Below are 20,473 nucleotides of genomic sequence, written 5' to 3' on the forward strand. Positions count from 1 at the left end.
CCCGAGCCGCGAGCAGATCGGGATCTGCGCAGGGGCCCCGGGTGGCGCCCCCGGATGTTTGATCGCATGCTGCAGGGAGACCCGGGGTGTAGGACTCGTCGTCTTCTGCGGAGGTGACGGATCGCGTGCCGCGCGAACGGATCGTGGTCGTGGGCGCCGGTTTCGCCGGCTACCAGGCTGCTCGCACGCTTGCCCGGCGAGCGCCGGACGACGCCGAGATCGTGCTCATCAACCCGAACGACTATTTCCTGTACGTTCCCATGCTGCCGTACGTCGCCACCGGCGTGCTCGAAGCACGCCACATCTGCGTCCCGCTGGCCGGGCTCCGACCGCGCGTGCGGCTGGTGCTCGGCGAGGTGGACACCGTCGACCTCGACGCCGGACGGCTGCGGTGGACCGGTCCCGAGGGTGACCGCGGCGAGACCTCGTTCGATCGGCTGGTGGTCACCGTCGGCAGCGTCAGCAAGCTGCTGCCCGTCCCGGGCGTCGCCGAGCACGCGCACGGCTTCCGCGGCATCCCCGAGGCTCTCTACCTGCGCGATCACGTCACCCGGCAGATCGAGCTGGCCGCAAGCACCAAGGACGAGGAAGAAAGCGCGGCGCGCTGCACCTTCGTCGTCGTCGGCGCCGGCTACACGGGCACCGAGGTGGCGGCGCACGGCGCGCTGTTCACCAAGGCGCTTGCCCGCCGCTACGACGACAGGCGCGGCGGCCCGCGCCCGCGCTGGAAGCTGCTCGACATCGCCCCGCGCATCATGCCGGAGATGGACGAGCGGATGTCCCGCTCCGCCACCGGCGTGCTGCGCCGGCGTGGCGTCGACGTGCGCACCAGGAGGTCGGTGAAGGAGGCGACGAGCGACGGTGTGCTGCTGGACGACGGCGAGTTCGTCGGCACCCGCTCGCTGATCTGGTGCGTGGGCGTGCGGCCGGACCCGCTGGTGGAGTCGGTGGGCCTGCCGCTGGAGAAGGGCCGGCTGATCGTCGACGAGTTCCTGAACGTGCCCGGGCACCCCGAGGTGTACGCCTGCGGCGACGCCGCCGCCGTGCCGGACCCGAACAGGCCCGGTGAGTACGCGACGATGACCGCGCAGCACGCGGTGCCCCAGGGCCGGCTCGCCGGCCGCAACATCGCCGCCTCCCTCACCGGCGGCCAGCAGCAGCCCTACCGGCACCATCCGCGCGGCTTCGCCGTCGACCTCGGTGGCCTCAAGGCGGCCGCCGACCCCCTCGGCCTCCAGATCGCGGGCCCACTCGCCGCCGCCCTCACCCGCGGCTACCACCTGCTGGCCATGCCCTCCGGGCGCGCCCGGGTCGCGGTCGACTGGGCCATGGACGCGCTGCTGCCGCGGCAGGCGGTGCAGCTCGGGCTCGTCGGCCCCTGGTCGGTGCCCCTGGACACCGCCTCGCCGGAGACCCCACGAATCCCCGGCGGCCGGGAGTGAACCGCGCTGGGCTGGACCTCGTGCTGCCTGCCTCCACGTAGCGGCCGGACCGCGGGCGCCGCTGCCCCTCTCCATGAATCTTCTGCTCGTGGCTTCGTCGATCTCCAGGAACAGCGTTTGGCGACCAGTTCCGTAGGCAGTTGGTGATCACCTGGCTCACGGATCTCGACGAGACGACGGCACTGTCGTGGCCGCGAACGTGGGACGGCCAGCCTCTCGTCAGAGCGGCTGGCCGTCGAATGGGCCGCCGGATCCGTGCTCGAACGTTGTGCCGAGGTCGTACTGCGCGATTCCGAAAGGTTGAAAATCGGCATCGGCAAGGAGGCGGTAGAGGAACTCAGAGGTGGACATGTCGTGCCGTTTCCATGCGCCGTCGTCATTGGACCGCGCAAGGATGGGGTAATCGCCCGGCCGCTCGGCATCGATCAGCCAGAAGTACTCGTCGGCCCACTCGGTGGAGCCCACTCGACCAGCCCCTTGCCGCCCGACGCGTAGATCGCATAGGGATCGACGGCAGAGACGTCTCCGAGTTTGCTGTCCTGGTCGAGCGACGTCACCAGCGGGGTCCGATGAGCTGGCGAATGGGATCGATCGAAGCAGTCTGGTTGTCACAGGCGAGGCATCCGACTTGTCACATACGCTCATTCAGCAGTCCTTCTGCCACCAGAAGCGAAGATCGAGAGCCTGCGGCTCGTCAAGGCGGTTCTATGGCTCATGGCCGTTACACGCGCTGGGTTGGGAAGGGCAGTCGAGGCCGCCGACATCGTGGTCGTTTGGTCGCATCAGTGCAGCTGGCAGGAGATTCTCGTGTGTCCCAACACGGTTGAGTGGAGGCCCTTATTGGCCCAGGCCCGGAATCGTCGGGTCGCAAAAGACAGGTGATGGAAATGCGAGATGAGGCCGCCAAGCGGGTCGAGCTGGTTTTCTCCCTCTTCGACGCCAACGGCAACGGAGTCATCGACTCCGACGACTTCGACCTGATGACGGGCCGTGTTCTGGAGGCGGCGGCTGCTTCGGACGACGGCGCCAAGGCCGCCATCCGGGCCGCGTTCCGCCGCTACTGGACGACGCTGGCCACTGAGCTGGACGCCAATGGCGACGGTGTGATCACCGTGGACGAGTTCCGTCCGTTCGTGCTCGACCCCGAGCGTTTCGGTTCCACGATCGCCGAGTTCGCCGAAGCCCTCTCCGCACTCGGCGACCCCGACGGGGACGGCCTGATCGAGCGCCCCCTCTTCGTATCGCTGATGATGGCGATCGGATTCGAAGAAGCGAACATCCACGCCCTCTTCGATGCCTTCGGTCCGGACGCCAAGGACCGCATCACCGTGGCTACGTGGGCCGACGGCATCAAGGACTACTACGCGCCGGACATGGCCGGGATCCCGGGCGACCAACTGGTGGCTGCCCGGGCCGTCTGACACGGTCCGTCAGCGGCTTTCCCAGCCGTGGGCGGCACCGCTACGACGTAACCGAACTGCCGGCTTCCATCGGGACGCGTCCCCCCGCACGGGGCCTGAGGCCCGGGCCCGGCCTCAGGCCCCGTGCGGGAGTCGTCGTGAGCGTTGCGGGCGTCATGGCGAGGGCTTGTGCGCGAACACCCACCAGTTTCCCTCCAGCGCATCGTTGGGCTCGGGTAGGGGGCCGCGTCGGTGCCGGCGGGTGAAGTCGAAGGGCGTGTGCACTGAGGTGGACCAGCCCCTGGCCGTCAGGGCGCCTGCGGAGTCGGGTCGTGGCCCCTTGTCGAAGAGGTGGAGCAGGTCGATGCCGATCTGTTCGCGCGTCGCCGTGTAGATGGGGCTGTCGCGGTACGCCTGTAGGTCCTTTTCCAGCTTGGCTTCGAAGGCCAGAGCGCTGCCTCCGGTGGTCAGCCTGTCCACCGTGTCGATGAGGTACGTCTCAGCGGGGCCCGGCAGGTAGAAGAGGAGTCCCTCGGCCAGCCAGACGCTCGGTGCGGCCGGGTCGAAGCCGACGGTGGTCAGCGCGCTGACCCAGCCCTCGCGCAAGTCGACCGGTACGGGGACGCGCTTCACCTTCGGGTCAGCCGACAGGTCCGTGAGCACCCGTTGCTTGAAGGCCAGCACGCCTGCCCTGTCGATCTCGAAGATGACGCAGTCGGACGGCAGATCCAGCCGGAAGGCGCGGGTGTCCAGCCCCGCTCCCAGCAGGACCACTTGGCGGGCGCTCGCACCGACCGACCGCAGGAGGAAGTCGTCAAGCGCCCTCGTCCGCAGGCCGAAGTAGCGGGCGAACCGTCCCCAAAGCGGGTTGTTGTCCCCGTCCGGAACCTGCTCGATGCGCACCGGCCAGTCCGCGCAGGCAGGGGCCGCGCGCACGAAGTGTTCCGCGTAGGCGTCCTGGGCCAGACTGTCGTGGCGGCGGGTTTCGATGGCCCGTGCCGCGGCCACCAGGAGGGCGGTCAGGCCCACACCTCGGTCCAGGCCTTCCACGTCTGTGTGCTGGGGCGTCGTGCCTGCCATGCTTCCTCCGTTGGCAGAGGTGGGGGATGCGAGATGCTCACTTGTCAGATGGGGTGAATCCTCGGCGCCGCGTGCCTCGTTCATCAGCTTGTTCTCTCCGGGAGCAGGACGGGTTTGACCACACGGCCCGCGTCGCAGTCGCGTTCGGCCTCGTTGATGGCGGCCAACGGGTAGGTGCGGATCAGATGGTCGAAAGGGAAGCGTCCGGCCTGCCACAGACCGATCAGCCGGGGTATCAGCACTCCGGGTACAGCGTCCCCTTCGCAGATGTGGCGAATGCTGCGGCCACGGTCGAGCGTGCCCGGTTCGAGCGCCAGTGGGGTGTGGAGGCGTGCCACCAGGCCGAGGCTGCCGGTGGGTCGCAGGGCTTGGAGCGCCTTGTTGATGAGCGGGGGTGAGGCCGTGGTGTCCAGCGCGTACTGGGCGCCGCCGTCGGTCAGTCGCCGGATCCGTTCGGGCAGGTCGGGTGAGGCGGCAGGCAGGGGGGTCGCACCGAACCGCTCGGCCGAAGCGAGCCTGTCAGGATGCCGGTCGACGGCCAGCGTCAGTACGCCTGCGGCGGTGGCCGCCATCACCGCGGTCAGGCCCACCGCTCCCGCGCCGAAGACCACGAGGCTGTCGCCGGGACCTGCGCCGAAGGTGTTCAGCACGGCTCCGGCGCCGGTGAGGGAGCCGCAGCCGAGGGGCCCGAGCAGTTCGAGCGGTAATGCGGGGTCGACCCGTACAGCGTTGCGAGCCGTAACGAGGGCGTACTGGGCGAACGAGGACTGCCCGAACCACCGGGGCGCCAGTGGTCTACCGGTCGCGTCGGTGAGCCGCGGCGGTTCCTCCTTGCGCCCCCCGAAGAGGTTGAGGGAAGCGAAGGAGTCGCAGTAGGCGGGGGCCGCGCCGCGGCAGGTCCGGCAGTGTCCGCAGGAGTCGAAGCTCAGCACGACGTGGTCGCCGACACCGATCGCGGCGTCCGGGCCACCCCCCGTCCGCACCACGACTCCGGCGCCCTCATGGCCGAGGATGGTCGGCACAGGGCTCCGGCCGGCCGATCGCCGGACCGCGAGATCGGTCCGGCACATCCCGGTGCCCGCGATCTCGACCAGGATCTCGCCGACGGCGGGCTCCGTCCGCAGAACCACCTCCTCGACCGTGAACGGGTTCTCGTAGGAGCGCAATACGGCTGCCTGGAACCTCATCGTCACGCCTCCTGCGGGCGGTGGACGACAAACGGCCGGAGGTTGCCGTACAGCCCCCACGGCCCGCCCGCGACGCCGACCCCGCTGTCCTTGACACCTGCGAAGGGCTGGGCGAGGGACAGTTCGGCATGATGGTTGACCCAGGCTGTGCCGCATTCAAGCCGATCCGCCACCGCCTCGGCCCGGTCGAGATCGGTACCCCACACGGAGCCACCCAGTCCGAAGCCGGTGCCGTTGGCCGCGGCGACGGCTTCGTCGAGGCTCCGGTACGGCAGCACCGGCAGAACCGGTCCGAACTGTTCCCCGGTCACCACCGGACTGCCGGGCGGCACGTCGGTGAGGATCGTGGGAGCGAAGAAGTAACCCGGCCCGTCCAGCCGGTGGCCGCCCGCCGCCGCCCGGGCGCCGCCCGCCAGAGCCTGCTGTGTGACCTGCTCGATTCGGGCCAGCTGCGGGGCGTTGTTGACAGGGCCCAGCAGGGTGTCCGGGTCGAGGCCGGCCCCGACGGCGACGGTCTTGGCGCGCTGGGCGAGGGTTTCGACGACCTCGGCGTGCAACCGGGCCGGGGCGTAGACGCGTTTGACCGCCATGCAGACCTGCCCGCAGTTGCGAAACGCCGCCCAGAACAGCCGGTCGGCGATCCGGTCCACGTCGACGTCGTCCAGCAGGACGGCAGCGTCATTGCCGCCCAGTTCCAAAGTCACCCGCGCGAGCGAGGCCGCCGCCGCTTCGGCGACGGCCCGCCCGGTGGGCACCGAACCGGTGAAGGTCACGTGGCGGATGCCCGGATGGGACGCGAGACGGGCACCGAGGGGTTCGCGGCCGGTGACGACCGTCAGGACGTCCTCGGGCAGGACGGTGGCAAGGACGGAACCGAGCAGCCGGGTGGCCAAAGGAGTGAACGGGGACGGTTTGAGGACCATGGTGTTGCCCGCCGCGAGCGCGGGCGCGAACTTCGCCGCCGCGAGCTGGAGGGGAAAGTTCCACGGCACGATCGCGGCGACGGGCCCGAGCGGTCGCCAGCGGATCTCGCTGCGCACCGGCCGGCCGTCGACGATCCGCCGGGTTCTGGGGGCGAGGTCTGCGAAGTAGCGCAGGCGGGCCGCCGTACGGGCGACCTCCGCGTACGACTCGGCCAGGGGCTTGCCCTGTTCCCGGGTGAGCAACCGGGCGAGGTCATCGCCGGCCGCCTCCACTGCGTCGGCCGCCACGCGCAACGCAGCGGTGCGTGCGACAGGGTCGGCCCGCCAACGGTGCCAGGCCCGGTGGGCCCGGTCGACCACGGCGTCCAACTCGTCCGGCTGCTGATCGGGAGCCTCGTCGAAAGCTTCCCCGGTGGCCGGGTCGACGACGGCGAAACGTGCGGCCAGGTATCCGGGGACACGGTCGGCCTCAGAGGGCAGCATGACGGCGGTCAGTGCACGGAGGAGACGCCGACGGTGTGCTCTCGGGCGTGCCGGTCCATCTCCGCCCGGAAGGCGGCCACCAGATGCGGCTGGATCCTTCCGGTATTGCGGTCACCGCCCTCACAGACCGCTCCCCGCACGCCCACGATGTCCGTACCGATGCGAGTCAGCGGACCGAGGTCGGCCTGCGTGACACTGCCCGCGAGGGCCGCAAGCCGACCGGACGCGTGGGTCAGCCGGACGAACTCCGCACAGAGGTCCGGCGGTACGTGGTCGAACAACCGCGTCCCGTCCTTGACGGCGGTGTCGAGCATGGCCGCGTCGGCGCCGGAGCGGGCGGCGATGTCGGGCATGGCGAGCGGATTGACGCAGCCGATCCGGTGGGCGTCGGCATAGCCCGAGGCGACGACGAGCGCGTCCGGGCGGTGGTCCTTCACCGCCCGGACGACCGCGCGCATGACCTCGACGCCCTGATCAGGCGTCGTGCATCCATAGAGGCCGACCTTGATGTACGTGGCCCCCGAGACGACCGCGCCGAGCGCAGCCTGGGCTACCGTGCCGGGCTTGTACGGGACATCCCCCACGGTCGCGGACACCGGCTTGTCCGCCGGGACCGCGTCGCGGATCTCCCTGATGACCCAGGGGAAGTTTGCGCCGAGAGAGCCCTCATCAGGCTTCTTCACGTCGACGATGTCGAGATGCTCCGCCGCCTTCGCACAATCGAGAGCCTCCTCGACACCGTCCGGGGAGATGAGAAGCAACACCCTGACCTCCTTCGCCGCCAGTCCGCCAGGCCGAGGGACAGGGGACCGCGGATCACCTGGCTGATGTGCGGTGCGCTCATCATTGCCGTCACCCTGAGGAACCGGGAGGGCGCACAGAGTACCCAGGGCGCTCATACCCATGCATCGCGCGCCGTACATATCATAGCTAACCGACCCACAGCAAATGATTCGTCCAATTAATTTAATAATTAGTGGTATTCATGATAATTAGCCTGCCTTTGCCACAACTATTGCGCTTCAGCTCAATCACGCAGCCGGTTGACGCTTCGCTCGCGGGGTTCAGTCGAGGGCGACGTCGGAGGTGGTCGATGTCGACGACGGCGCCGACCAACTGCAGCTTTGTTGAATCGAGTTGGGGGCTACGGCCGTCCGGCGTTGGGTACGGTGCTGCAATACTTCCTTCCAGCTTCCACGTGTGGAGTCAGGCAGGTGTTGGCACATGCGGGGAATCGCGTCGAGCCTGGCGAACCGTCACGTGCGCCGGCTCTCCCGCCGATCGGCCGATCAGCTCATGGCCGTTGCCGCCGAGACCGGGCTCGCCCACGAGGGCAAGCGCACCTGGCTCGCGGAACGGAGCGAGTATGAGCGCTGCTACCTGGTCCCGGTGCCCGACGTACGCCTGATGTCTGCGGACGTGCGCTGTCTCGTGGTGCTGCTCGACAATAGGAACCGGGCCGTTTGGATGAGCCTGGATGTCAGCCCCTGGAGAGCGCTTGGGCTGCCGAAACTCAGAGGACGTGAGATGACCCGCGTCATGGGAAGCCTTGCCGCCATCAGTCCGGTGATTCGGTGGGACGGCACTCTGAGCCCGGGAACCTCAGGCCCCGGATGAGGTTCGTCCGGGGCGCTCACTATCCGCCGGCGACGCGCGACACCTGCCCGGGCCGCACGTCGTCACGCAGCCGCAGGACGCGAACCTGGTGGCCGGTAGTGGATCGACCGCGGTGCCCGCCGCGACCTCAGGACCAGGTCCGGCTTCACAGGCTCGAGTTCCAGGGTCCCGCCAGTACCCCAGTCGCCGCTGAAGCTGCGGCCGCGCCACCGAAGGCCAGTTTGTCCGCCCCGGCCGCCCGTCGCATCTCCGCCGTCATCCGTATGCCCGCTGGTCCGGAACCAGCGGGGCCCAGCCGCTGGATGGGGCGGAAAGCGGCGCGGGCTGGATACTGAGGGCATGTCGTTCCTCGTCTTCATGACTCTGCCTGGTCTGGTCATCCTGCTGACCTGGTTGAGGGAAGCGGTTGGCCGGTGCCGGGGTTGACGGGGCCGGTGGCGTCATCGTCGAAAGTGGTGAGGGTGGCGGGGACGCTCTCGTCGGTGTGGATCCGATGAGGGTGGAGTCACCGTCGTCCCCGATAGCGAACGGGTTCGCGCGGGCGCCCGGGCTCGGGCGATGAACGCGGGTGATGGGCGCTCTGCTGGTGGCGTAAGCGATTCCTGGTACCCGGCGGTCGACCTACCGTAGCCGCATGCATCCACCGATCACGGGCACCGCCGCAGGCGTGCCGTTCACCGCCCTGCCACCGATCAGCGGCGGCCCGGCGCCATTGATCGTCACCTGGCACATGCTGGACGCGCCGAGGTCGAACGCAGCGTTCGCCGCCGCGTTGCCGATGAACGACCTGCCTGCCTGGCGGGTGCACCTCGGTATGCCGATGTGCGGGGCACGCATGGTCGACGGCAGCATGGACGCCGGTCTTGAGCTTCTCCGCGAAGACATCCTGATGGCCGCTCTGTTCCCGTTCGTCAGGCAGGCGACCGAGGAGTTCCCGGCCGCGCTGGCGTCCATCCGTGCCCAACTGCCCGTCGATGACGGCCCGATCGGCGTGCTCGGTGGCTCGCTGGGCGGGGCCGTCGCGCTGCGGATCCTCGCCGACACCGAGATTCCAGTCTTCGCCGGTGCCGTCGTGAACGCCGCCATCCGGATGCGGTCCGTCGTGGCCCTGTTCCCGGGCGACTACCTGTATGACGACGCATCCGAGAAGGCCGCCGACAGCCTGGACTTCGTCGCCAAGGCGGGTGCCATCGCCGGTCGTGCACCGCTGCTGGTCGTCAGCGGCGAGCTGGATCACCCGGCGCTGCGTGCCGACGCGTTGGACCTCGTCGAGGCGGTAGGGAAGCGGTCCGAACTGCTGCCGATTCCTGGCCTGGCGCATCCCCTCGCCGACGAGCCCGGCATCGAACCGGCGCCACAGCTCCCCCTGGCTCGCGAGGTGGATGCCGGCCTGACCACATGGTTCCGAGGTCACCTCACGGATGCTGGCCCGGAAGACTGATCACGGGGTTCACGTCACGCCGCGGTGAGCGGCGGCCCCGAGGCTCACCGCCTGCCTGACCGCGGTTGGGCCGATGGGTGTGGCCGCAGCGCCTGCCTTCGCCGCACGCCACCGCGGGCCGCGGGGTGTGCTCAGTCGGCCTAGGCCATCCGCGTGAACCAGTCCGCCGCCGCGTCGCCGACCTCCTCCAGCGCTCCCGGCTCCGGGAACAGGTGCGTCGCGCCCGGGATCACCCGCAGTTCGTGCGGTGCGGTGAGCTGCTGCGCGGCATCCTCGTTGAGCTTGATCACGGCGTCGTCCCGGCCGCCGACGAGCAGCAGCACTGGTGCGCGTACGTCGGCGAGCGCGCCGCCCGCGAGATCGGGGCGGCCGCCGCGGGAGACCACGGCACGTACAAGCTCGGGGCGCTCGGCCGCGGTGATCAGGGCCGCCGCGGCGCCGGTGCTGGCGCCGAAGAGCCCGATGGGAAGATCGGTGGCGCGGGCCGCGAGCCAGTCGGCAGCGCCGCTGAGCCGGCGAGCCAGCAGGGTGATGTCGAAGCGGTGCTCGCGGGTGACCGCATCGGTCTGGTCCTCGGCCGGCGTGAGCAGATCCAGGAGCAGGGTGCCGAAACCGCGGTCGTTCAACTGGGCGGCGACGGCCTGGTTGCGCGGGCTGTGCCGCGAACTGCCGCTGCCGTGGGCGAACAGCACCAGGCCCGCGGCGTCATCGGGCATCGCGAGGTCGCCGTTGAGCTGCGTGCCGGCGATCCGGAGGGTCACGCTCTCGACGGGCATGGTCGCCTCCCGGCTTCTCTGGGACGGTGTAGCTGAGGGTCGGTCCAAGACAAGGATGGGGCAAAACCAGGAGCACGCCCGAAAACGCCGTACGGCGCGTCGCTGGGACGTGGGAGAGGTTCAGCCTCGCGGCTCTGCTGGGAAACCCTCGGCCGTTGCGCACGCTCCCGAGCGATGGCGATGAATGCGGCACGAGGAGTTCATCGGCCAGGTACGGGCAGGGGCCGGTGAAGAGACGGCCGACGCGGGTCTGCCACGCCGGGAAGTGTTGACGCCCCCGGCGGCGAGGTATCTCGCGCCAACGACCGCGGTCGCGACGGTCAGGCTGGAGCGCTCCAGCCAGCGGCACCGGCCCAGGGTGTGGCCAGGGCGGCGGCACGGGCGTACGAGCCGTTGCAGACGGGGGCCATCACCTCGGCGCCGGGCCTGGATCGGCCCGCGTACGGCCCGGCCGCCCTCGGCCGGCCCCGGCCTTCTCGTATCTGCAGTGGACCGCATGACGGATTGGCACCTGGCCCACACCTTCGAGAGCACCTCCGGCGTCGTCCGGTGGGACCGGCTCGGCGCCCCGGATGCGGAGCCGCTGGTACTGCTGCACGGCACACCGTTCTCGTCGTACGTCTGGCGGCCCGTCGCCCGGGCGCTGGCCAACCGCTACCAGGTCTACGTCTGGGACATGCCCGGCTACGGCACCTCGGAGGCGACCGTGGGCCAGGACCTCTCCCTGGACGCGATGAGCGGGGTCTTCACCGACCTCGTCGACCACTGGCGGCTGACCCGTCCCCTGGTGGCCGCGCACGACTCCGGCGGGGCTGTCGCCCTCGGGGCTCATCTGCTGCGCGGCGCCCGCTACCGGGCCCTCGCCCTGGTCGACGCCGTCTCACTGCCGCCCTGGGGCAGCCCGTTCTCCGCCCTGGTCGGCGAGCACGCCGAGGTCTTCGCCCGGCTCCCGCTCCCGGTGCACGAAGCGGTGGTGCGCGAGTACGTGCAGTCCGCCAGCAGCCCCGGCCTCCACCCGGCCGACCTCGACAGGCTGGTCGGCCCTTGGCTCGGTGAAGCAGGCCGCGCGGCCTTCTACCGCCAGCTCACCCAGCGCCTGGACGACCGGCGCTACACGGACGCCATGCAGCACCGCTATCCAGCGATCGACATACCGGTGCTGATCTGCTGGGGCGAAGACGACACGAGCTGGGTGCCGCTCCCCCGCGGCCACGAACTCGCCGCGCTCATCCCCGGCGCCCGGCTGCACACCCTCGCGGACGCCGGCCACCTGGCCCCGCTCGACGCCCCTGCCGAACTCGCCACCACCCTCCTCACCTTCCTCACGTCCCTGCCCTGACTGCCGGTACGCGCCCGGAACGGCGATCGTCCTTCACGGTCGCAGGTCTCCGTCGCAGAACTCGGCTTCCAGCGCCCTCCTTGGATCGGCTGCTCCAGTTGCCGTTCCTGTTGAGGGTGCGCCGATGGCGGGCCGTCACGGCTGGCCCGCCGCCCCGGACACGGAGCGGGGACCTGTCCGTCGCTACGGCAGGGGGCCGAGGTCGCCGTCGACAATGGTCTCGGAGATCGGGGGGCGATCCCAGAGAGCGAGGATCTCGTTCGCCAGAGCGACGATCGCGCGCGGATCCCGGTCGCCGTACGCCCTGATGGCGGCGGCCGACAGGCTGCGCGGGACAGCATGGGCGTCGAGCAGGACGCGCCAGTCCTCCGGCGCGAGTTCCAGGAACTCCAGCCCTGTCAGCCCGGCGATCTCCAGTGGGTCGGCGAGGGTCCCGGGGTAGCAGGAGAGGGTACGCAGGCGTGGCAGCCCGACAACGGGTGCCAGACTGAACGGCTCGCCGTCCCAGACGCCGAGGCTCAGCGCCTCCAGTTCGGGACGGGCCGCGGCCCCGATGCTCCTGACGCGCGCGTGGTTGACCCACGCCACGTGGGGAAGGTCGTCGCGTTGACGCCCGGAATACCAGTCCCGTTCCGGATCCTGGACCAGGTCGGTGAGGGACTCGGCGAACAGCCCGGCACCGACGCTCTGCTCGTGGTCGAGCACGATGATCTGCCCGGTGTGGCCGCACGGGCCCGGCGTCAGATCGACGGCCACCTGATCCCCGCCGCCGGTGTCGCCGATGACGATCCATCCGGGCGAGCCGACCAAGTCCTGCACGGCAGCGTCCGGCCGCGTGACAGCCGCCTCCATCGACGCATGCTCCCAACGGAACGGACGGCACGATCTATCGGCGATGGAGATATCGTCCAGGGAGTCCAGCTCGAAGCCGACCGCGTCGAAGACGCGCTGCGCCGTCTCAAGGTCCCCGCCCCAGTCCGCCCACCGCGCACGAGTCACCCGGTACAGCACCTTGATCTCGTCGGGCAGTGCCACTCCCAATCGGGCCTCCGCAGCGGCGATCTCAGCCTCGGTGGCGCCGATCGCCTCGGGTATCCGCTCACGCAGCGTCCGTTCCAGCAGCGCCACATCCACGGACGGTGCCGGCCGCGCCCCGGGCACGGCTTCGGGCAGACGGCGCCACGGCTCGGGCAACGCCCCCTCGGCCAGGAGCAGCGCCCCCGGGTGAGCGTTCCCGAGACCGGGCTCCGCAGCGGGGCTGGGATCGAACAGATGAAGCACAGCCTTCCCACTCGGCAGGATCTCCACGGTGAACGCGATGTGGTCAACTCCTGCCGCGGTGAGCGCGTTCTACACCCGCTCGATTGCATCGAACTCCTCCTGCATGTCCGACACCAGCAGGGCACGTCCCGCCTGCGGGCGCCGCTGCGGCAGGGGCACGCTCCACGAGCCCCGGCCGATACTCCCCGCCACGTAGCCGCCAGGCGCCGCGAGAGTCTCCGCGTGGGCTGTCCGCAGGAGCCGTAGCAAGGGCCCCCAGGTGGCGAAATCATGCAGCGAGGACAACAGGGACCTCCGGCCGGTTCGGTGATCAGGTTGGTGCAGATTATGTCGTCCGCCACCGACAACGCCCTCAGCCGTCCGGTGTTGCCCGGGAGTGAGAGATGCGACTGGCGATCAGTCGTCGTGGGAGGAGGGGCGCAGGAGTTCGCGAGCAGTGCTGGGCCGTGGCCGCGGCCTCAGATATGCCCTCAGGTACGACCAGGTGCTCAACGCAGTCGTGCACGCTGCGCCGATGCGCGTTCGCGCGCGGTTCGGCACCGTGGACATCTCCGGGGCACCGCCGAGCAGCAGCAGGCCGCCTTCGACGAATACGCCCGGCGCATCGAAACCATCGAACGCATGCTGGTCGAGGCCACACCGCTGACCACCGCCGAGGCCGTGCCGCTGAACGGGGACGGTGACGCAGCCGAAACCCGCGCCGTACAGGATCCGAACATGCGCCTCAGCATCGACGTGGACTAGCTGCAGCGGCCGAGGCTGTAGCGGGCGGCAAAGCTGGGGCCCGGCACTTCGCTGGCCACCCGCATGCACACCGGGTGCTGCCCGAGCACGTTGGTGACCTCGAAGACTCCCGCACCGGCCTCGGGCCCGGACATAACCGTGCTGCGGAACTCCGTCGTACGCAGCCGCAGCCAGCCGCTGTTGTCCTCCAGCGCCTGCTCGGCGGCCTCCTCACGCCCGGGCCCCTTACCGTCCAACTCGCCGTAGTTGAGGTCCTGGGTCGCGGGGGTCGGCCTGCACGGTGAGGTGGAAGACGGCAGACATGCCGAGGCGCTCGGCGTCGGTGACGTAGCCGGTGGCCTTGACGAAACCGGCGAAGGCGGCATTGGTGACGGCGGTGGCGTCGATCCGGAACGGATCCAGGTGCACGTCGTGCACGGGGCCCTCGCCGTCCTCCGGGTAGCCCTCACCGAAGGCGTCGCCCATGGCGAATGTGTCGCCTGGCAGCGAGAGCTGCCCGCGGGTGTGGCGGTCGGCGGCGGCCGGCCGGAACGGGCCGGCCGCCGGCGGCGGCGCGACGACCGGGACCGGCAGCAGCACCTCCCCCGATGCCGAGGTCACCGAGGTCGCCGGGGCGCAGCAGTGCACGTCAGCGCTCCGCGACGGCGTCGGCCAGCAGCCGCTCAGCCTTGCGGACCAGCCACGGGCGGGCGGCGGCGACGTCGTTCTGCTCGCCCGGATCGGCGCGCAGGTCGTACAGTTCGACCGGTCCGTCCTCGGGGCGTACGCCCTTCCATCTGCCGAAGCGCACCGCCTCGTCGGCCCCGTCGGCCTCCCAGTACAGGTAGGGGTGCCGGGGCTGCCTGCGGCCGGTCAGCGCAGGCACGAACGACACGCCGTCCAGCCCCTCCGGCGCGGCGGCACCGCCGACCTCCGCCAGCGTGGGCAGGTGGTCCCAGACGGCGACCGGGTCGTGCAGCACCGAGCCGGGCGCCGGGCCGCCCGCGGCCCGCAGCGCCGCCGGCAGCCGGACGATGAGCGGCACCCTGATGCCGCCTTCGTAGACGGTGAACTTGATACCGCGCAGAGGGCCGTTGCTGTCGAAGAACTCCGGGTCGTGCGGCAGCGTGCTGCCCACGTGACCCATGTTGTGTCCGGCGGCGTGCGGGCCGTTGTCGCTGGTGACCAGGACCAGGGTGTCGTCCGCCAGGCCGAGTTGCGCGAGCCGGGCCAGCACCTTGCCGATCTCGCCGTCGGTGTAGGTGATCTGGGCGGCGTGATTGCGCTCGCCCTCCGGCCAGTCCTCGTCCGTGTACGGCGCGTCGTCGGGGATCTCGTTGGGGGCGTGCGGGGTGGTGTAGTTCAGGTGCAGGAAGAACGGCTCGTCCCTGCTGCGGTCGAGGAACTCCAGCGCCTCCTGGGTGAACAGGTCGATGGCGTACGTGACGTCCGCGCCGTCGTTCTCCGGGTAGGACACGCGCTCGCCGTCGCGCCACAGATACGTCGGCCAGTAGTCGTGCGCGTGCCGCTGGTTGATGTAGCCGAAGAAGTGGTCGAAGCCCTGGCTGTTCGGATGGCTGGGGTTGCCGCCGGCCTCCGGGCCGAGGCCCCACTTGCCGACGAGGCCGGTGGTGTAGCCGGCGGAGCGCAGCACCTCGGCCACCGTGACGTCCTGTGCCGACAGCCCCGTCCCGGCGTCGGCGTTGGACTTCACCGAGGCGTGGCCGGTGTGCAGGCCGGTCAGCAGCGATGCCCGGGTCGGCGCGCAGGAGGGATTCGCGTACGCGTCGGTGAACCGGATGCCTTCCGCGGCCAGCCCGTCCAGCACCGGGGTACGGATCCGGCGCTGGCCGTAGCAGCCGAGTTCCCCCTGGCCGAGGTCGTCGAGGACGATGAGCACGATGTTCGGCCGGCGGCCCCCGTCTCGGTGCCCGGCGCCCGCCGCGGCAGCGCCGGGCACGGCGGCGGCTGCCGCCAGTGACGCGGCGGCGACGCCTCCGAGGAAGCCCCGGCGGGAGACGCCCGGCCGGTACGGGAAAGGTGATCCGTGTGTCATGCACGGATGGGATCACGCGGTCGGCCGCCAGGGCCATGGATGACATGACCCTGCAATGCGATGTCCACGGTAGGGCCGCCCAGCGGCCTGTTTCCGCGCCACTGGGCGGCGCCAGGAGGCATGTCCCGCACCGGCACGGCCTGTTCGCCGCCCCTGTTCCCGAACATGGCGATCATGTTTCAGCCTGACCGCCGGCCTCGGCAATCGCTCGAACGCGTGATCAGATGACCGCCATGACGTCCGCCGCCCGGCGACCGCTGGGACAGGCGTAACCCGCCGCGGCCGGCCGTTGCTGCCCGGGAGCCCTACCGACCCGGAACGCCTCGCACCCGGTGTCCGCGGCGCGTACACCGACCGACACCACACCCGCCCCGACCCCCAGATGGGATGTGCCCGCATGTCGACGACCACGCCTCCAGCCGCCCGGGCAGGAGAGGACGAGGGGATGGCCCGGCGGCGGTTCCTGTCGGCCGGTGCGGCGGTCGCCGGGGCCGGGGGCCTGGCTCTGTCCCCGTCCGGCGCCGCCGCCGGGACCGCTCCGCGCAGACCGAACATCCTGTGGCTCGTCAGCGAGGACAACAACCCGTTCATCGGCGCCTACGGCGACCCGGTGGCCCGCACACCCACCCTCGACGCGCTCGCGTCGGACGGCGTGCGCTACGAGAACGTGTTCTCCGTCGCCCCGGTGTGCGCACCGTCGAGGTTCGCCCTGCTCACCGGCGTCTACCCGCAGGAGTGCGGGCCGGGCCAGCACCACCGGGCCGAGGCGCGGACACCGCACTGGCTCCGCGGCTTCCCCGCCTATCTGCGCGAGGCCGGCTACTACTGCACCAACAACGCCAAGACCGACTACAACGGCCCGTTCGACCCGGCCGCGGTCTGGGACGCCTCGGGCAACAGGGCGCACTGGAACCGGCGGCCCGCGGGAGCGCCGTTCTTCGCGGTGTTCAACCACGAGTCGACCCACGAGTCCAGCATGTTCGGCGACTGGACACCGGTTACGCCGCCGGAGTCGGTCCGGCTTCCCGCCTACCACCCGGACACGCCCACGCTGCGCAAGGACCGCGCTCACTACTACGACCGGATGAGCACGATGGACGCGCAGATCGCCGCCCGGCTGGACGAACTGGAAGCGGCCGGGCTCGCCGACGACACGATCGTCTTCTACTACTCCGACAACGGCGGGGTGCTGCCGCGTAGCAAGCGCTACTGCTACGACAGCGGCCTGCACACCCCGCTGATCGTCCGGTTCGGCAGGAACTGGGCCCATCTCGCCCCGGACGAGCCCGGTTCGGTGGTGCGCCATCCGGTCAGCGCCATCGACCTGCCGCCCACGACCCTGCGCCTCGCGGGCCTCGAACCCCCGGCCCACATGCGCGGCGCTCCCTTCGCCGGCCGCCGGGGGCGTCCCCGTCAGTACGCCTTCTCCCAGCGCGGGCGGATGGACGAGACGTACGACATGCAGCGCACCGTTCGCGATCGCCGTTACCGCTACATACGCAACTACCTGCCCCACCTCGTCTACGGCCAGCACGTCGTGTACGGCTGGCGCCAGGCCGGCTACCGGGAATGGCAGGACCTCTACGTCGGAGGCGAACTGGACGAGACGCAGTCCCGCTTCTGGCGGCAGAAACCCGCCGAGGAACTCTACGACCTCGCGAAAGACCCCGACGAGGTACACAACCTCATCGACGACCCCGCCCTGCGCGCGGTCCGCGGCCGGCTGCGCCGGGCCCTGGACGCCCACCTGCTGGAAACCCACGACAACGGCTTCATCCCCGAGGGATCGCCGCTCGAAGGCTACGACGCCAGCCGCGCCCCCGGCGCCTACCCCCTGCCCGAGGTGCTCGCCGTCGCCGGCACCGCCATCCGGCGGGCACCGGAGAACCTCCCCCGGCTCGTCACGGCGATGCGGCACGGCAACGAGGTCGTGCGCTACTGGGGCGCCCTCGGCGCCGTGATGCTCGACGAGGGAGCGGAACCGGCGGCGGACACACTCGACCACCTCCTCGCCCACGACCCGTCCGTGCACGTGCGCATCGCCGCTGCCGAAGCCCTCGCCAGGGCCGGACACACCGAGCACAGCGTGCCGTGGCTCGCCGACATCCTGGCGCATCACGGCCACCACCGGGTACGGCTCCAGGCGGTCGGCGCCCTGCGGAACATCGGCGGCCGGGCCCGGCCCGTACTGCCCCGCATCGAGCAGGCAGCCATCCAGGACACCGATGGACAGGTCAGGACCAAGGCCGCCCACACCGCCGCCGTCCTCCGCGGCGAGCAGCCCGACATCCACTAGCCGCCCGGCACGAGGCAGGAGTACAGACATGACCCAGCAGCAGGATCGGCATCCGACCCGGCGTACCCTCCTGGCCGCCACCGGCGCGACGGGTGCGCTGACCCTCACACCGGCCCTGGGCTCCGCCGCGGACGCCGCACCACGCGGGACGACCGGGGCGGTCGGCCTGCTGCCGGTCGGCGTGCGCCGGCCGTGGCTGGGGCCGGACTTCTGGGCCAACCGCCTGCAGGACTGGCAACTGGCCGACGGGCGCATCGAGAGCGTCGCGCCGCCGGGACCGCACCGGCTGCGTACGGTCGCGGTGCTCACCAGGGAACTGACCGGCGACCGGCCGGTGCGGCTGCGGGTACGTACCGGAACACTCGCCCCGGGCCCCGGCTTCTCCGGCTTCCTCGTCGGCACCTCCGCAGGCACGCCGGACCCGCGCGCCGCGTCCCTGGTCCAGGGCCCCTCCGGCGAGGGCGGCGGACTGCTGGCCGTCTACGGCTCGGACGGGCGGGTGGCCTTCCGCGAGCACACCGACGAGTCCGCGCCCTTCGCCTTCGCGGTGCTGCCCGCCGCGGCCGAGACGCACACCGCGGGGCCGCGGACCCCGGACGAGGACGTCGAGCTGGTCCTGGACGCGAAGCCGTCGGCCGGCGGCGGCCTGCGGCTGCTGCTCACCGCACAGGACGCGCGTACCGGCGCCGTGCTCTCCTCCGCCACGCTGGACGGGGTGGCACCCGAGCACGTGCGCGGTGGCTTCTCGCTGGTCGAGTCGGACGACCGGCCGGCCCAGGGGGCGCGATTCTGGTTCGGCGACCTGCGCGCGACCGGCCCGGGTGTCTCCGCCCACCCCGGCCGCGCGCTGGGGCCGATCGTCGGCACCCTCTTCTCCGTCTCCGCCTCCGTGCTGAAGCTCACCGCTCAACTCGTCCCGCTGAGCGCCGGCGAGCCGCGCGAGGTGAAACTGGAGATCCGCCGCGGGGGCGGCAAGCCCTGGCGGGAGGTGGCACGGACCGAGGCCGGGGCCGGGTACGCCGCGTTGCTGCGGGTCGACGACTGGGACGCGACGCGGGAGTGGGAGTACCGCGTGGTGTACGGCTCCGCGCCGCGGGCCGAGTACCGCGGGATCATCCCCGCAGAACCGCGCGGGCGGGAGCTGGTCATCGGCACGCTCAACTGCGTCAAGGCGGCGCACCGTTCGCTCACCGCCGCGAGCAGCGGCAGCCCGCGGCTGGCCGGGGAACACCCGCTCGGCCTGCACACCGACCGCAACGTCTACTTCCCCTACGCACCCCTCGCTGCCCACGTGGCCGCGCACGCCCCCGACCTGCTCGTCGTCCTCGGCGACCAGCTCTACGAGAACAGCCCCACCGCCGAGGACCAGCAGCCGGCCCCCGAACTCGACTTCCTCTACAAGTACCTGCTCTGGCTCTGGTCGTTCCGGGAGCTGACCCGGCGGACCCCGACCGTCGTGCTGGTCGACGACCACGACGTCTTCCAGGGCAACCTCTGGGGACACGCAGGTGCGCCGGCACCCGGCCGCGACCAGGACAAGGGCGGCTACGCCAACGACGCCGCCTGGGTGAACATGGTGCAAAAGGTGCAGTGCGGCCACGACCCGGACCCGTACGACCCCACCCCGGTCGAGCAGGGAATCGGCGTGTACTACGGCGCCTTCGCCTACGGGGGCGTCTCGTTCGCCCTGCTGGAGGACCGCAAGTTCAAGAACACCGACGCCGACCGGGACGACGGCGATCCCGTGCCCGACCGGCTCGAACTGCTGGGACGACGCCAGGAGGACTTCCTGGCCGCCTGGAAGTCGATGCACCCGGGCCTGCCGAAGGTGGCTCTCACCCAGACCGCCCTGGCCTGCCTGCAGACCGATCCGGCCGGCACCCCGAGACAGGACGAGGACTCCAACGGCTGGCCGAAGACCGGGCGCGACCGAGCAGTACGGCTGCTGGCGGACGCACATGCGGTGGTGCTCTCCGGCGATCAGCACCTGGGCTCCCTGGTACGGCACGGCATCGACACCTTCACCGACGGCCCGGTCCAGTTCACCTCCCCGGCGGGCAGCTCGTCGTTCCAGCGCTGGTTCGAACCGGCCGGCCCGCTGCGCAACGGCGGGGAGACGGCGTACACCGGGGACTTCACCGACGGCTTCGGCAACAGACTGCGCATCCTCGCCGTCGCGAACCCGAGGGTGTCCTTCGCGGACTACCGCGCGGGCTACGCGACCGGGCAGGGGCTCGGCGACCGCGCCCTCAAGCGGGAGGGCTACGGCATCGTCCGGGTGGACCCCGCACAGCGCGCGTTCACGCTCGAATCCTGGCCCTGGGACGGCCACCCGGGCGACCCGCGGACGCGGCAGTTCGACGGCTGGCCGGTACGCGTGCCGTTCGACGAGGCCTGAACGCCACGACAGACCGAAGGAGCCAGGCACC

The 20,473-nt window shown here is 71.0% G+C and carries 17 protein-coding genes and 1 pseudogene; 8 read left to right on the plus strand and 10 right to left on the minus strand.

The features are described from left to right. Nucleotides 1–113 precede the first annotated feature (113 nt). Nucleotides 114–1,442 (plus strand): NAD(P)/FAD-dependent oxidoreductase, encoded by a 1,329-nt coding sequence (locus tag OG946_RS00315; RefSeq protein WP_326794123.1) that lies wholly within the window; start codon nt 114–116, stop codon nt 1,440–1,442. A gap of 219 nt (nt 1,443–1,661) precedes the next feature. Here OG946_RS00315 and OG946_RS00320 read toward each other — a convergent pair whose 3' ends face one another. Continuing rightward, nucleotides 1,662–1,907: a hypothetical protein gene (locus tag OG946_RS00320; RefSeq protein WP_326794124.1), complete on the minus strand. Its 246-nt coding sequence runs from the start codon at nt 1,905–1,907 to the stop codon at nt 1,662–1,664. A 422-nt stretch (nt 1,908–2,329) separates the two neighbouring features. On the opposite strand from OG946_RS00320, the gene OG946_RS00325 reads away from it, so the two are divergent. Next, a complete protein-coding gene (locus tag OG946_RS00325; protein ID WP_326794125.1) occupies nt 2,330–2,863 on the plus strand; it encodes an EF-hand domain-containing protein in 534 nt (177 codons plus the stop codon). 153 nt (nt 2,864–3,016) lie between these two features. Here the strand turns inward: OG946_RS00325 and OG946_RS00330 are convergent, their stop codons facing one another. From OG946_RS00330 to OG946_RS00345, 4 genes are all read right to left on the minus strand, one after another. After that, nucleotides 3,017–3,922: a class I SAM-dependent methyltransferase gene (locus OG946_RS00330; protein ID WP_326794126.1), complete on the minus strand. Its 906-nt coding sequence runs from the start codon at nt 3,920–3,922 to the stop codon at nt 3,017–3,019. Nucleotides 3,923–4,005: 83 nt separating this feature from the next. Beyond that, nucleotides 4,006–5,109 carry an NAD(P)-dependent alcohol dehydrogenase gene (locus tag OG946_RS00335; protein WP_326794127.1) on the minus strand — a complete coding sequence of 368 codons (1,104 nt, stop codon included), beginning with the start codon at nt 5,107–5,109 and terminating at the stop codon, nt 4,006–4,008. A gap of 2 nt (nt 5,110–5,111) precedes the next feature. Continuing rightward, on the minus strand, nt 5,112–6,515 hold the full coding sequence (locus tag OG946_RS00340) for an aldehyde dehydrogenase family protein (RefSeq protein ID WP_326794128.1): 1,404 nt from the start codon (nt 6,513–6,515) through the stop codon (nt 5,112–5,114). A gap of 8 nt (nt 6,516–6,523) precedes the next feature. After that, nucleotides 6,524–7,279, minus strand: a complete 756-nt coding sequence (locus OG946_RS00345) for a (5-formylfuran-3-yl)methyl phosphate synthase (protein WP_326794129.1) — start codon at nt 7,277–7,279, stop codon at nt 6,524–6,526. Between the two features lie 460 nt (nt 7,280–7,739). Between OG946_RS00345 and OG946_RS00350 the strand changes: the two genes are divergently transcribed. Together OG946_RS00350 and OG946_RS00355 are read left to right on the plus strand one after the other, a co-directional pair. Then, nucleotides 7,740–8,132 carry a hypothetical protein gene (locus OG946_RS00350; RefSeq protein WP_326794130.1) on the plus strand — a complete coding sequence of 131 codons (393 nt, stop codon included), beginning with the start codon at nt 7,740–7,742 and terminating at the stop codon, nt 8,130–8,132. A gap of 634 nt (nt 8,133–8,766) precedes the next feature. Then, on the plus strand, nt 8,767–9,573 hold the full coding sequence (locus OG946_RS00355; RefSeq protein WP_326794131.1) for an alpha/beta hydrolase family protein: 807 nt from the start codon (nt 8,767–8,769) through the stop codon (nt 9,571–9,573). 140 nt (nt 9,574–9,713) lie between these two features. Here the strand turns inward: OG946_RS00355 and OG946_RS00360 are convergent, their stop codons facing one another. After that, the gene (locus tag OG946_RS00360; protein WP_326794132.1) at nt 9,714–10,349 is read right to left on the minus strand and encodes a dienelactone hydrolase family protein; all 636 of its coding nucleotides are present in this window, start codon (nt 10,347–10,349) and stop codon (nt 9,714–9,716) included. A gap of 496 nt (nt 10,350–10,845) precedes the next feature. On the opposite strand from OG946_RS00360, the gene OG946_RS00365 reads away from it, so the two are divergent. After that, nucleotides 10,846–11,688 (plus strand): alpha/beta fold hydrolase, encoded by an 843-nt coding sequence (locus OG946_RS00365; protein WP_326794133.1) that lies wholly within the window; start codon nt 10,846–10,848, stop codon nt 11,686–11,688. A 183-nt stretch (nt 11,689–11,871) separates the two neighbouring features. On the opposite strand, the gene OG946_RS00370 is transcribed toward OG946_RS00365, so the two are convergent. Next, entirely contained in the window at nt 11,872–13,008 is a 1,137-nt protein-coding gene (locus OG946_RS00370) for an SMI1/KNR4 family protein (RefSeq protein WP_326800101.1), read from the minus strand. 582 nt (nt 13,009–13,590) lie between these two features. Between OG946_RS00370 and OG946_RS00375 the strand changes: the two genes are divergently transcribed. Next, nucleotides 13,591–13,713 carry a hypothetical protein gene (locus OG946_RS00375; protein ID WP_326794134.1) on the plus strand — a complete coding sequence of 41 codons (123 nt, stop codon included), beginning with the start codon at nt 13,591–13,593 and terminating at the stop codon, nt 13,711–13,713. Here OG946_RS00375 and OG946_RS00380 read toward each other — a convergent pair. From OG946_RS00380 to OG946_RS00390, 3 genes and pseudogenes are all read right to left on the minus strand, one after another. Then, complete coding sequence (locus OG946_RS00380) at nt 13,710–13,949, minus strand: hypothetical protein (protein ID WP_326794135.1); 240 nt, start codon at nt 13,947–13,949, stop codon at nt 13,710–13,712. The two genes, OG946_RS00375 and OG946_RS00380, sit on opposite strands and share 4 nt — an antisense overlap. Nucleotides 13,950–13,971: 22 nt before the next feature. Continuing rightward, nucleotides 13,972–14,340: pseudogene (locus tag OG946_RS35990) on the minus strand (SUMF1/EgtB/PvdO family nonheme iron enzyme); the annotation flags it as partial. A gap of 1 nt (nt 14,341) precedes the next feature. Continuing rightward, a complete protein-coding gene (locus OG946_RS00390) occupies nt 14,342–15,748 on the minus strand; it encodes an arylsulfatase (RefSeq protein WP_326794136.1) in 1,407 nt (468 codons plus the stop codon). Nucleotides 15,749–16,145: 397 nt separating this feature from the next. Between OG946_RS00390 and OG946_RS00395 the strand changes: the two genes are divergently transcribed. Beyond that, nucleotides 16,146–18,044 carry a sulfatase-like hydrolase/transferase gene (locus OG946_RS00395; RefSeq protein WP_326794137.1) on the plus strand — a complete coding sequence of 633 codons (1,899 nt, stop codon included), beginning with the start codon at nt 16,146–16,148 and terminating at the stop codon, nt 18,042–18,044. A gap of 28 nt (nt 18,045–18,072) precedes the next feature. Beyond that, on the plus strand, nt 18,073–20,442 hold the full coding sequence (locus OG946_RS00400; protein WP_326794138.1) for an alkaline phosphatase D family protein: 2,370 nt from the start codon (nt 18,073–18,075) through the stop codon (nt 20,440–20,442). Nucleotides 20,443–20,473 lie beyond the last annotated feature (31 nt).

This window comes from Streptomyces sp. NBC_01808 (assembly GCF_035917395.1).
In the GTDB taxonomy this organism is placed as follows: Bacteria; Actinomycetota; Actinomycetes; order Streptomycetales; family Streptomycetaceae; genus Streptomyces.